Genomic DNA, 12,279 nt, shown 5'->3' on the forward strand with positions numbered 1-12,279 from the left:
GCGTCATTCGCCGAAGCGGTCATAGGCTGTCCGGACGATCACGTCCGGACAGCGCATGATCCGGGATCCGGTTGATCCAAGCGGATCACGACCCCGCGCGGCCGCCCCTCCCGGCGGCCGCGGACGCCCCCGCCTTGCCTGAGAGGACCTCACCATGAATGCCGCGCCGAGCCGCATGGCCGATGCCGTCCGGTTCCTCGCCCTCGACGCCATCGCCCGGGCCGGGGACGGACATCCGGGCGCGCCGCTCGGCTGCGCCGAGATCGCCACCGCCCTGTTCACCCGGCACCTCGTCTGCAACCCGGACGATCCGGAATGGCCCAACCGCGACCGCTTCGTGCTGTCGAACGGCCACGGCTCGATGCTCCTCTACGCGGCCCTCCACCTCGCGGGCTACGCTGCGATCTCGATCGAGGCGATCCGCGGCTTCCGCGAACTCGGCTCGCCCTGCCACGGCCACCCGGAATACGCGCCCCGTCACGGCATCGAGGCGACGACCGGCCCCCTCGGCCAGGGCATCGCCAACGCGGTCGGCATGGCGGTGGCGGAGGCCAAGCTCGCGGCCGAGTTCGGCCCGGATCTCGTCGATCACCGCACCTACGCCCTGGTCGGCGACGGCTGCCTGCAGGAGGGCATCGCCCACGAGGTCGTCTCGCTCGCCGGCCACCTGCGCCTCGGCAAGCTGACCTTCCTGTGGGACGACAACCGCATCACCGACGACGGCAGCACCGACCTGTCGATCTCGGAGGACGTGCGGGCCCGCTTCCGGGCCGCCGACTGGCAGGTGATCGACTGCGACGGCCACGACGTCGAGGCGGTCTCGGCGGCGCTGCTCCTCGCCAGGGGCGATCCGCGCCCGAGCCTGACCGCCTGCCGCACGGTGATCGGCCGCGGCCTGCCGCGGCTCGAAGGCCAGCGCGGGGCCCATGGCGGGCGCGTCTTCGAGAGCGACTGCGCGGAGGCCCGCGCCGCCCGCGCCTGGGACCATCCGGCATTCGCGGTGCCCGAGGATGTCGCCGCCGCCTGGCGGGCCGGGGCGGGGGCGCGCAACCGGGCCGCCTACGCGGCCTGGCAGGCGAGCCGGGCCGCCCTGCCGGAGGCCCGGCGGGCGGAGTTCGACCGGAGGATGGCGGGCCGGCTGCCCCCGTCCTGGCGCGAGACGCTGCTCGCCCTCAGGCGGCACTGGTCCGAGACCGCCCCGGAGCGCCCGACCATCGAGGTGGCGGCCGACATCCTGGCGGCCCTCGCCGAGACCGTGCCGGACCTGTTCAGCGGCGCCCCCGACCTGGAGGGCCCGACGCGCCACAAGCAGCGGCTCGCCGCCTTCACGGCCACGGAAAGGGCCGGGCGCTACCTGCATTACGGGATCCGCGAGCACGCCATGGGGGCGATGATGAACGGGATGGCGGCCCATCGCGGGCTGATCCCGGTCGGCGCCACCTACCTGGTCTTCTCCGACTACCTGCGGCCCGCCCTGCGGATGGCGGCGCTGATGGAGCTTCCGGTCATCACGGTCTACAGCCACGATTCGATCGGCATCGGCCGCAACGGGCCGACCCACCAGCCGGTGGAGTTCCTGGCCTCGCTCCGGGCGATCCCCAACATGCTGGTGCTGCGCCCGGCCGACGCCGTCGAGACCGCCGAGGCCTGGGAGATGGCGCTCGCGCATCGGGACGGGCCGACCTCGCTCATCTGCTCCCGCCAGCCGCTGCCGGCCCTGCGGCGGGAGGCGGGCGCGGAGAACCTGAGCGCGCGGGGCGCCTACCTGCTCGCCCCGGCGACGGGCGGGCGCCGGCGGGTCACCCTGATCGGCACCGGTTCCGAGGTGGCGGTGGCGCTCGCCGCCCGCGCGGCGCTGCAGGCGGAGGGGATCCCGACCGCCGTGGTGTCGATGCCGTCCTGGGAGGCCTTCGCGGCCCAGCCGGAAACCTACCGCCGCGAGGTGATCCCCCGCGACACCGTGCGGGTCGCCGTCGAGGCGGCCATCCGGCTCGGGTGGGAGCGCTGGATCGGCGAGGAGGGCGGTTTCGTCGGGATGACCGGCTTCGGCGCCTCCGGGCCCGGCGAGGAGCTCTTCCGCCACTTCGGCATCACGCCGGAGGCGGTCCTTCGCGAGGTGCGGGCGCGGCTCTGAGCCCGAGCCGCCGAGCCCGCGGCGCGGCATCGGCCTTGCGGGCCGATGGCCCGGGGCGCCGGACGGTGCCGTGCTGCGATCAGTTCGACGCCGCCACTCTCCGCCGATTTTCGAGCTTGCTTCGCGGGGAGCGGCGCTGCGGGGCGGGGTCCGCTCGCTCGCCTGGAAGATCCTGTCCTTCGCCTTCCTGTTCGCCGTCGCAGGCGTGCTTCGTCGCAGGCGTGCTCGGGCGCGGCTTCGCGGTGGTGGCCGCGGAGGTGAAGGAACTGGCCGGCCAGACCGCGCGGGCGACCGAGCAGATCTCGGGACAGATCGGCCAGATCCAGGGCGCGACGCGCCAGGCGGTGACGGCGATCGGCGGGATCACGGGGCGGATCGGGCAGATCCGCAGCGTGGCCTCGGCGATCGCCGCGGCGGTGACCGAGCAGGGGGCGGCGACGCAGGAGATCGTGCGCAACGTGGCGGAGGCGTCGCGCGGGACGCGGGCGGTGACGGACACGATCGGGGCGGTGGCGGGCGCGGTCGCGCAGACTGGGGAGGCCGCCTCCCAGGTGCTGGGCGCGGCGAGCGCGCTGTCGCGGCAATCCGAGCAGCTCTCCGCCGGGACCGACCGCTTCCTCGCCGGGATCCGCGCCGCCTGAGGCGGTCCGCTACTCGGCCGCGGCCTCGAGCGCCCTGTCGTAGGCGCCCGAGGCCAGGGCGGCCTTGAGCCAGCCGTCAACCGCCGCCTTGAGCGCCGGGTCGCGGCTCATCCAGTAGCCCTTGTCGGCGTGGTCGAAGGAATCCGCCACCGTGGCCGGGCAGAGCACGCCGCGGTGGCGCCGCGCCTGGTAATCGACCTCGGCCCCGTCCGTGACCATCAGGTCCGCGCGGCCCTCCGCGACCTCCTCGAAGATCGTGCGGTTGTCCGGGTGCAGCCGCACGGCGGCGTGCGGGAAGTGGGCGGCCGCGAAGCGCTCGTTGGTGCCGCCGGGATTGACCACCACGCGCACCTCGGCCCGGTCGATCGCCGCGACTCTCGTGTAGGTCCCGGCATCGGCGCAGCGCACGATCGGGCGCTTGCCGTCCGTCATCACCGGCACCGAGAAATCCGCCACCGCGGCGCGGTCGGACGTCACCGAGACGCCGCCCATGGCGATGTCGAACCGGTCGGCGAGGAGGTCGTCCTTGAGGCCCTTCCAGGTCGTCGGGACGATCTCGAGCGAGACCCCGAGGCTGCGGGCGAGATCCCGCGCCATCGTGACGTCGGCGCCCTTCACGTCGCCCTCGGCGCGCCTCAGCGAATAGGGCGCGTAGTCGCCGGTCAGGCCGACCCGCAGCACCCCCGCCTCGCGGATCGCCGCGAGGGGTCTCGCCGCGGCCGGCGCGGCCGCGAGCGCCGCGGCCACGATCCCGATCCCGGCCCAGAAAGTCCGGCCCATCACCCACCCCCTGCGCTCTGCCCGGCCCCGGCGCGTCCGGCGACGCACCGCGCATCATCGCGGGCCCCTTCTTCCCGCCTAACAGAGCCGAGAGCGGACACGCTTGCAACGGGGCGGCGGGCGAAGCGCGCCGGCGCGGTTGACAGGCCGGCCCCCGCTGGCGTCGAAGAGGCGCCATCCGCGGAGGCACGATGACGATCGACGCGAGCGGCGCCGCGCGCCTGGAGGCTTGGCTGTCCCGGAACCGCGCCAAGCTGGTCCAGGCCGCCCGCATGACGGTGTCGAGCCTCGCCACCTTCGGGCTCGCCGCCGGGCTCGGCCTGCCGCAGGCCTTCTGGGCAGTGATCACCGCGCTGATCGTGACCCAGAGCAGCGTCGGCTCCTCGCTGAAGGCCGCCCTCGACCGCTTCCTCGGCTCGGTGCTCGGCGCGGTCTACGGGGGCGCGGTCGCCCTCGCCGTCCCGCACCAGGGCGGGATCACCACGGCGGTCGCCCTCCTGCTGGCGATCGGCCCGCTCTCCGTCGCGGCGGCGCAGTCGGCGGGGTTCCGGGTCGCGCCGATCACCGCGGTGATCGTGCTCCTGAGCACCACCGGCAGCACGCTCGGCCCGATCGCCTTCGCGCTCGACCGGATCCTGGAGGTCGGCCTCGGCTGCGCGATCGGCCTCGCGGTCTCGCTCGTGGTCGCGCCGGCCCGCGCGGCGCGGGTGGTGCGCGAGCAGGCGGCGCGGACCGCCCGCCTCCTCGCCGATCAGCTGGAGGTGCTGGCGCGCCGCGACGACGTCGCCATCGACGCGAAGGGGCTGCCGCTGGCGACGCGGCGCAGCCTCGACCGGCTGGAGTTGCTGGTGGGGGAGGCCGCCCGCGAGCGGCGCAGCCGCCTCGCCGCCGCCCCGGATCCCGAGCCGCTCGCCCGCACGCTCCTGCGCCTGCGCCACGACGTCGTGATGCTGCGCCGGGCCACGCGCGAGGCGGATCTCGGCGCCGACCTCGCGGCCCCCTGGGCGGCGGCGGCCTCGGCCGCGGCCGCGCGCCTGCGGGGCATCGCCGCCTGCCTCGAGCAGGACGGCCGGGCCCCGGAGGAGGATCCGGCCCTGCCGCGGGCGATCGCCGCCTACCGGGCGGCGATCGACGAGATGCGCCGCCGCCGGCTCACCCGCGACCTCCCGACCGACGAGGTCGGGCAGATCTTCTGGATCGCCTTCTCGCTCGACCAGATGCGGCGCAACCTCGACGACCTCGCCGAGCGCGCCGCCGAGGGGCGGGCCGCGCCCGCCGGGTGAGGCGCGCGGCTCACGGCGCGGCGCGCTTGCGCAGCACCATCTCGCCCCGGAGCAGGACCTTCCGGGGGCGCTGGCCGAAGACCGTCTTCACGACGGTCCGGTCCCGGTCGAGGACCAGCACGGGCGGCCCCGCTTGAACATGCCGCGCGGCGGGACGTTGGGGGAGGGCGGCCGGCAGGGCCGCGCAGTCCCGGAATCACCCGATGGCCGAATCCTCCACCGGCGCCGCGCGGGCGGCGCATCGCCGATCCGCGCCCCCGCGGGGCGCCGGGCGCCCGCGCGGCGCCGCCCCCCCGCGGCGCGACGGTGCGCTGTCGCCGGGCGCGGCGCTCGTCGCGGTCGGGGGCGCGCTCCTGCTCAGCGGGCTGGTCAGCCGCCGCTACAGCCCCGATCCGAGCCACCCGGACATCGCCCGCTGGTACGGCCGCCTCGATACCCCGTCCTGGAAGCCGCCGGACCCCGTCTTCGCCGGCGGCTGGCCGGTCCTGCTCACGCTGATGGCGGCGGGCGCCTACCGGCTGATGCGCCAGCCCCGCTCGCCGGCCCGCGACGAGGCGATCGCCCTCTGGGCCCTCACCCTCGCCCTGGTCACCGCCTACAACAAGGTCTTCTTCGGCGCGCGCAGCCTCACGGGCGGGGTCGCGGAGGGCGCGCTCGTGGTGGCCGCCGGGGCGGGGTTCATCGCCCGGGCCGGGCGCGTGGACGGCCTCGCGGCGGCGAGCGGCCTGCCGCTCACCCTGTGGTCGGTGTTCGGCGACGTCCTCACGGAGGATCTGCGGCGGCGCAACCCGGACCTCGACGGGCGGCAGCCCCCGGGGGACCCGGCCCGATGAGACCCCACCCCACCCGCGAGGACGCTTCGCCGCGGATCCCCTGGCTCAGCCTCCTCTACGGCTTCGGGCCGATGCTGCCGCTCGTCGCCGGGGCCGCGGCGGCGCTCGCCAGCGCGGGCGAGACCCGGCGCCTGATCGTCAGCCTCACGCTCCTGTGGGGGAGCGCCATCCTCACCTTCCTGTCGGGCGTGCGGCGGGGCCTCAGCTTCCGGACGGTCGGCGGACCGACCGCCACGCAGATCGCCACCATGATGGTCCTGTTCGGGCTCGGATTGGCGGCCCTCGCGGGCCTGCTGTTCGGGCGCGCCACCGCCACGACGGCGCTGCTCCTCGCCGGCTACGGCCTCATCGTCGTCCTCGATCCCCTGGCGGCCCGGTCCGGCGAGGCCCCGCGCCACTTCGCGCGGCTGCGGCCGATGCAGATCCCGCTCGCGCTGCTCAGCCTCGCGGCGCTGCTCGCGATCGAACTCGCCGGCCGGGTCTGAGCGCGGGGTCGATCGCCCGGTCGGGCCGGCACGCGGTGCCCCTTCGCACGACCGACACCAACCGTGCGAAGCGCGCGCAGCGACCCCGACCCTTGCGCGCCGGGACGCGCGGCGAGGCGCGACGGCGCGGGCGACGCTCTCGCCGCGATCCCCTGGCGCGGGAAATCGGCTAGACTGGGCGCGACGGGCCTCGCCGCCCGTCGCCGGCCGCTCGGCCGGCCGGACGGGGCGTGCCGACGCGCCCGCCAGAGGGAAGGACACGACGCCATGCTCGGCCTGATGCAGGACTGGCCCCTGCTCATCCACCGCATCATCGACTACGCCGCCTCCCAGCACCGGGACCGCGCGGTGATCTCCCGCTCGGTCGAGGGACCGATGCACCGGACCACCTACGGAGAGGTGAGGGGGCGGGCGCTGCGGCTCGCCAAGCGGCTGGAGCGGGACGGGATCCGCGCGGGCGACCGGGTCGCCACCCTGGCCTGGAACACCTGGCGGCACCTGGAGGCGTGGTACGGCATCACCGGGCTCGGAGCGATCTACCACACGGTCAACCCGCGGCTGTTCGGCGAGCAGATCGCCTACATCATCAACCACGCGGAGGATCGCATCCTCCTGCTCGATCTCACCTTCGTGCCACTGGTGGAGCGGCTCGCCGAGCAGCTGCCGACGATCGAGCGCTTCGTGGTGCTGACCGACGCGGCCGGGATGCCGGACACGTCCCTGCGCAACGCGGTCGCCTACGAGGAATGGCTCGCCGAGGCGGACGCGGATTTCGCCTGGGCGCAGCTCGACGAGCGCAGCGCGGCGGGGCTCTGCTACACGTCGGGCACGACCGGCAATCCGAAGGGCGTGCTCTACTCGCACCGCTCCAACGTGCTGCACGCGATGGCCAATAACGGGCCCGACTATATCGGGCTTTCCAGCCGCGACGTGGCGATGCCGGTGGTGCCGCTGTTCCACGCCAACAGCTGGTCGCTCGCCTTCGCGGCGCCGATGGCGGGGGCGGCCCTGGTCCTGCCGGGGCCGAAACTCGACGGCGCCTCCGTGCACGACCTCCTGGAGTCGACGGGCGTCACCGTCACGGCGGCGGTGCCGACGGTGTGGCTCGGCCTCCTCCAGCACCTCGACGCGACCGGGGGCCGGATCACGCACCTGAAGCGCGTGCTGATCGGTGGCTCGGCCTGCCCGCGGGCGATGACGGAGCGCTTCGAGCGGGAGTTCGGCGTGAGCGTCACCCATGCCTGGGGCATGACCGAGATGAGTCCGATCGGCTCCTTCTGCTCGCTGAAGCCGGAGGTGTCGCAGCTGGAGGGCGAGGCGCGCCTCGACCTCAAGATGAAGCAGGGCTACCCGCCCTTCGGGGTCGAGTTCCGGCTGACCGACGATGCCGGCCGCGACCTGCCCTGGGACGGCACCACCTTCGGGCGCCTCAAGGTGGCCGGCCCCGCCGTGGCGGCGGCCTATTTCCGGGACGACACGCCGATCCTCGACGACCGCGGCTTCTTCGACACCGGCGACATCGCGACGATCGACCCCAACGGCTACATGACGATCACCGACCGCTCGAAGGACGTGATCAAGTCGGGGGGCGAGTGGATCTCCTCCATCGACCTGGAGAACCTGGCCGTCGGGCACCCGGACGTCGCGGAGGCGGCGGTGATCGGGGTGGCGCACCCGAAATGGGACGAGCGCCCGCTCCTTGTCGTGGTGCCCAAGCCCGGGCGCGTCCCGGACAAGGACGACATCCTGGCCTTCATGAGCCCGCGCATCGCCAAGTGGTGGCTGCCGGACGACGTCGTGCTGGTCGAGGAGATCCCCCACACGGCGACGGGCAAGATCCAGAAGACGGCCCTGCGCGACCAGTTCCGGGACTACCGGTTCCCCGGGACGGCGTGAGGGGGCGGGAGGGGTTTCGCGGCGCCGCGGACCGCTTTAGGGAGGGGCGATGACCGCTGATCCCGCGCTCCCCGCATGCGTCGCCTGATCGTCGAGGAGCCCGTCACCCGGGCGGCACCCTGGGCGCTGCGCTGCGGCTGGTTCGCCGTCGCGGTGGTGGCCATCGCGCTCCTGCTGGTGCGGGATCCGCGGGCCGAGACCGGGCCTGCCCTCGCCGCCCTCGGGGCGGGCATCGCCGTGGCTTTGCTCGCCGTGGCGCTCGCGCTCGGGGCCTTCGTGCGGGTCTGGAACGAGGGGGCGCGGGGCCTGCGCACCGCCCTGGGCGGCCTCTTCCTCGCGGCGCTCGTCCTCGCCTATCCGGGCTACATGGCGGTCCGCGGGGCAGTGCTGCCGCGGCTCACCGACATCGCCACCGACATCGCCGATCCGCCCTCCTACTCGCGCTCGCGCGCCGCCTACGCGGCGCGGGGCGGCGCGCTGCCGCCGGAGATCCCGCCCGCCGCCCGCGTTCTGCAGCGCGAGGCCTATCCGCAGATCGCCCCGCTCACCCTGGATCTCGGGCCGAACGAGGCCTTCGCCCTCGCCCTCAAGGCGGCCGGGAACCGCAAGTGGCAGGTGATCGAGGCGATCAAGCCGGGCGGGCGGGTCGGCAACGGCCGCATCGAGGCGGTGGTGCGCTCGCGCCTGCTCGGGCTGCCCTACGACGTCACCGTCCGGGTCAGGCCCCGCGCCGACGGCGCCCGCATCGACGTGCGCTCGGCCGCGCGCTACGGCGACCGCGATTTCGGCCAGAACGCCGACCACATCCGCTCCTACCTGGAGGAGCTGTCGAACCTCGCGCTGGCGGTGAAGTGACACCGGCGGTCATGTCTCATGACCGCTGGGTCCGTTCTCGGATCGTCGCCGAGCCTCTGGTGTCGACGATCCGGGATGGTCAACGGCCCGATGCGTCAGCATTCTGGGGCGTTGGTACGAGGCGTCACGCCGGCCGGTATGTGCCGTCGAGGGCCGGATCCCCGTCCGTCGCGGCCTGCCCGCGGGCGACGAGGTCCTCCAGATGGGCGTAGACCGACAGCGCGGCCGCCCCGGCGAGCCGGGGATCGAGCCCCTGGTAGATCTCCGCGACGAGCGCCGGGATGGTCCGCCCGCCCGCGCCCAGGCGGTCGAGGATCGCGGCCTCGCGGGCGCGGCGGTGATGCGCGAGGGCGCGCACGAAGCGCTGCGGCTCGCGCACCGGCCCGCCATGGCCCGGCCAGTAGGTGCGCTCGGGCCGGCCCCTCAGGCGGTCCAGGGACGCCATGTAGGCCCCCATGGCGCCGTCCGGCGGCGCGACGATGCTGGTCGACCAGCCCATCACGTGGTCGCCCGAGAGCAGCGCCTCGTCCTCGGGCAGCGCGAAGGCGAGGTGGTTCATGGTGTGGCCCGGCGTCGCGACGGCGACCAGGGTCCAGCCCGGCCCGTCGATCCGCTCGCCGTCGGCGAGCGCGACGTCCGGCCCGTGGTCGCGGTCGGCGGCCGCGTCGAGGATGGTCCTCTCGCCGCCGCGCACCGCCCGGGCGGCGCGGTGCGGGCCGCACCCGACGATCGGCGCGCCGGTCGCGGCCTTCAGCGCGCGCGCGGCCGGCGAGTGGTCGCGATGCGTGTGGGTCACCGCGATGGCCGCCACGGTCTCGTCGCCGAGCGCGGCGAGGAGGGCCTCGACGTGGCCCGGCTCCTCGGGACCGGGATCGACCACCGCGACCCGGCCGTGCCCCACGATGTAGGTGCAGGTGCCGGTCTGCGTGAAGGGACCGCCGTTCGGGCAGACGAGGCGGCGGATCAGCGGCGAGACCGCCTCGACCCGCCCGGGCGCGGGCGCGTCGCGGGAGAAGGCCGGCGGTTCGGCGTCGTCGGAAGCGCTCACCCGGGATCCCCCCTCGTCCTCGGCACCGTCCCGGGTTACCGGCGCGGGCGGCGGCTGTCGAGCGCCGCGCCGAACTGGACCGTGCGGGCCCGCCGCGCTACCGTGACGCGAGCGACGTGATCCCGCTGGATGGGTCGTGGCGTACCTGATCGAGACCATCGGCTGCATCGCGCCCTTCCTGGCGGATCGCCTGCGGGCGGCCGGGATCGCGACCAGCGACGCGCTGCTCGCCCGTGCGGGCGACCCGGCGGACCGGAGGCGCCTCGCCGACAGCACCGGGATCGACGCGGCGCAATTGCTGCGCTGGGCGGAGCGCTGCGACCTCTTCCGGGTGCACGGCCTCGCCCGCCCGATGGCGGAACTGCTCGAATCCGCCGGCATCCGCACGGTCGGCGACCTCGCCCGCGAGGAGCCGGCCTCCCTGGGCGGGCGGCTCGCGGCGCTCAACGCCGAGCGCGGCCACTGCCCGGTGTCGCCGACGCCGCGCATGGTCGCCGACTGGATCGCGCGGGCGCGCCGGCTCGCGCCGCGAATCGCAGGGGAGCCCGGGGTCGCGGGGGAGCCCGCGCCCTGATCAGCGGAAGGGCGAGGGGACCACGACGCGCACCGGCGCGAAGCCGGCATCCGTCGCCAGCACCGCGAAGCTCGCCATCTGGGCGACGCGGACCGGGCGCAGCTCGGCCCGCTGCGCCCGGCCGAGCTCTGCGCGGAAGCTCGCCTGCTCGCGCTCGCGGCGCGACACGTCGAGGGCGCGGTCGAGGTCCCGGCGCCACGCCGCCGGGAGGATCTCGGCGCGGCGGAACTCGACGAAGCGCGGCCGCACCGTCCCGCTGCGCCCCGTGAAGACCTGCCCGCCGCTCCGGGTCGCGACCGCGTCGCCGGCGCGCAGGGTCGGGTCGCGGTCGAGGGGCAGGGGAGCCGCGACGAGGGCCCCGTCCGGCCGGCAGGAGCAGCCGGCGACGACGCGGCTGCGGTACAGGAAGGCGCTCGCGCCGTCCCGGTAGGGCCGGCCGTCCAGGCCGACCGCGCGGTCGAGCTCCTGCCCGGGATCGACGGTGTAGAGGCGGGTCTCGGCGCCCGGGCAGGCGGCCGCGCAGGCCGCCTCGTGCGCGGGGGCATCCGCCCTCGTCCGCAGGGTCGCCAAGGGGAACATGTAGCCGTCGCAGGTGCGCACGCAGACCGAGCGGCTCCCGCCCCTCTCGTGCGGCGCCGGCGGGGCGGCGCGGCCGGCGGCGGCGAGTCTCGGCCGCATCGTCTGGACCGCGCGCGGCGCCGGGCGCGACGCCCAGCGCCGGCGCGGCGGCGCTTGCGAGGCGCGCGCGGCGCGCGGCGGGGCCGGCCGCACCTCGAAGAGGCGCGGGGCGGCCGCGCGGGGAGCCGTGCCGAAGAGGAACTCGAAGAGTCCGGCATCATCCGCGGCGCGCACCAGCGTCGTCGTTCCCACCGCCCCGCCGAGCCCGATCAGCGCCCCGAGCAGGCTCGTGCGCAGCACCGACCGGCCGCTCGACAAAGACCGCATGCCCATGACGTCTCCCCGACAAGCTCGGCGCTGATACGACCGAGTCGAGCCGGCAAGCAATCGGCACGAAACACCGAGGGCTGCATCAATTTCAGGCGCCGCCCGGCCAGACGAAGGGCAGAGGGTTCCGCTGCCGGCGTCATTCAGCGAAAGTGGTCGCCGGCACCGCGTCAAGAATGGCGCGGAAACAACAACTCAAGCATAATTTCACGAGCTATTCTGCGAGGAGACTTGAAATCGATCGTCCGGTCTCGCGGTGTCGAGTTTGCAATGCCGATGTCTAGGAACTAACTCAATACGGCGGACGGCAGCCTTGCCCGACCCCCGCTCCCCCGGCAACGGAATACCGTGTCACGCCGCCCGCGGTGCCCACGCTCTCCCTCGTGTCGGGGGAGGGCTCGGGTACCGCGACTGTCTCGCCTCATGATCTCCGGTTCGGGGCAGAGCCGCGTCGGACAGGCACGCCCGCATGCGACGGTTCTTCGCCCTCGCGAGCTCCGGCCGGGCGCGGGAGGCGGGCCGCGACGGGTGTCGGGCCGGGCTCAGCCGCCGCGTCTTCCGCGACGGGCCCGCACCGGGACGGGAACCGGCGCGGGCTGCGCCACGCCCCGCAGGGCCGCCGCGGCAGCCGCGAGGGCCGCACCCGCTGCGATGGCCGGGATGAGGGCGCCGGCCTCCACGAACCCGACCAGGATCAGCCCGATCAGGAGGGCCAGGCCGGCCTGCAGGGCAAGGGATCGGTTCATCGAGCGCCTCCAATGGTTCGCCTCGGCAACGTGCGGCACGAAACCGGGGTTCCGCTTCC

Annotated in this window: 11 protein-coding genes and 1 pseudogene; 8 read left to right on the top strand and 4 right to left on the bottom strand. The window is 75.1% G+C overall.

Annotation, left to right across the window (positions count from 1 at the left end; genetic code table 11):
• The first annotated feature begins 154 nt into the window (after positions 1 to 154).
• Together tkt and MET2598_RS0110270 are read left to right on the top strand one after the other, a co-directional pair.
• A complete protein-coding gene (gene tkt / locus MET2598_RS0110265; RefSeq protein ID WP_018260772.1) occupies positions 155 to 2,134 on the top strand; it encodes a transketolase in 1,980 nt (659 codons plus the stop codon).
• 215 nt (positions 2,135 to 2,349) lie between these two features.
• Positions 2,350 to 2,775, top strand: a pseudogene (locus tag MET2598_RS0110270) (methyl-accepting chemotaxis protein); the annotation flags it as partial.
• A gap of 9 nt (positions 2,776 to 2,784) precedes the next feature.
• Here the strand turns inward: MET2598_RS0110270 and MET2598_RS0110275 are convergent.
• A complete protein-coding gene (locus MET2598_RS0110275; protein ID WP_018260774.1) occupies positions 2,785 to 3,555 on the bottom strand; it encodes a transporter substrate-binding domain-containing protein in 771 nt (256 codons plus the stop codon).
• A 191-nt stretch (positions 3,556 to 3,746) separates the two neighbouring features.
• Between MET2598_RS0110275 and MET2598_RS0110280 the strand changes: the two genes are divergently transcribed.
• The 5 genes from MET2598_RS0110280 (at position 3,747) to MET2598_RS0110305 (ending at position 8,907) form a co-directional block, all read left to right on the top strand.
• On the top strand, positions 3,747 to 4,838 hold the full coding sequence (locus MET2598_RS0110280) for an FUSC family protein (RefSeq protein ID WP_018260775.1): 1,092 nt from the start codon (positions 3,747 to 3,749) through the stop codon (positions 4,836 to 4,838).
• Positions 4,839 to 5,041: 203 nt separating this feature from the next.
• Positions 5,042 to 5,671, top strand: coding sequence for a TspO/MBR family protein (locus tag MET2598_RS0110290; RefSeq protein ID WP_018260777.1), 630 nt, complete (start codon positions 5,042 to 5,044; stop codon positions 5,669 to 5,671).
• Positions 5,668 to 6,156 carry a DUF3429 domain-containing protein gene (locus MET2598_RS0110295; protein ID WP_018260778.1) on the top strand — a complete coding sequence of 163 codons (489 nt, stop codon included), beginning with the start codon at positions 5,668 to 5,670 and terminating at the stop codon, positions 6,154 to 6,156. Before MET2598_RS0110290 ends, MET2598_RS0110295 begins: the two co-directional genes overlap by 4 nt.
• Positions 6,157 to 6,423: 267 nt before the next feature.
• Complete coding sequence (locus MET2598_RS0110300; protein WP_012332578.1) at positions 6,424 to 8,052, top strand: long-chain-fatty-acid--CoA ligase; 1,629 nt, start codon at positions 6,424 to 6,426, stop codon at positions 8,050 to 8,052.
• 75 nt (positions 8,053 to 8,127) lie between these two features.
• On the top strand, positions 8,128 to 8,907 hold the full coding sequence (locus MET2598_RS0110305; protein WP_018260779.1) for a DUF1499 domain-containing protein: 780 nt from the start codon (positions 8,128 to 8,130) through the stop codon (positions 8,905 to 8,907).
• Between the two features lie 124 nt (positions 8,908 to 9,031).
• Here MET2598_RS0110305 and MET2598_RS0110310 read toward each other — a convergent pair whose 3' ends face one another.
• On the bottom strand, positions 9,032 to 9,955 hold the full coding sequence (locus MET2598_RS0110310) for an MBL fold metallo-hydrolase (protein WP_018260780.1): 924 nt from the start codon (positions 9,953 to 9,955) through the stop codon (positions 9,032 to 9,034).
• A gap of 136 nt (positions 9,956 to 10,091) precedes the next feature.
• On the opposite strand from MET2598_RS0110310, the gene MET2598_RS0110315 reads away from it, so the two are divergent.
• Positions 10,092 to 10,529 carry a DUF4332 domain-containing protein gene (locus MET2598_RS0110315; protein ID WP_018260781.1) on the top strand — a complete coding sequence of 146 codons (438 nt, stop codon included), beginning with the start codon at positions 10,092 to 10,094 and terminating at the stop codon, positions 10,527 to 10,529.
• Here MET2598_RS0110315 and MET2598_RS0110320 read toward each other — a convergent pair whose 3' ends face one another.
• Positions 10,530 to 11,480: a DUF2865 domain-containing protein gene (locus MET2598_RS0110320; protein WP_012332574.1), complete on the bottom strand. Its 951-nt coding sequence runs from the start codon at positions 11,478 to 11,480 to the stop codon at positions 10,530 to 10,532.
• Positions 11,481 to 12,016: 536 nt separating this feature from the next.
• Complete coding sequence (locus MET2598_RS0110325; protein ID WP_018260782.1) at positions 12,017 to 12,220, bottom strand: hypothetical protein; 204 nt, start codon at positions 12,218 to 12,220, stop codon at positions 12,017 to 12,019.
• Positions 12,221 to 12,279 lie beyond the last annotated feature (59 nt).

Source organism: Methylobacterium sp. WSM2598, assembly GCF_000379105.1.
In the GTDB taxonomy this organism is placed as follows: Bacteria; Pseudomonadota; Alphaproteobacteria; order Rhizobiales; family Beijerinckiaceae; genus Methylobacterium.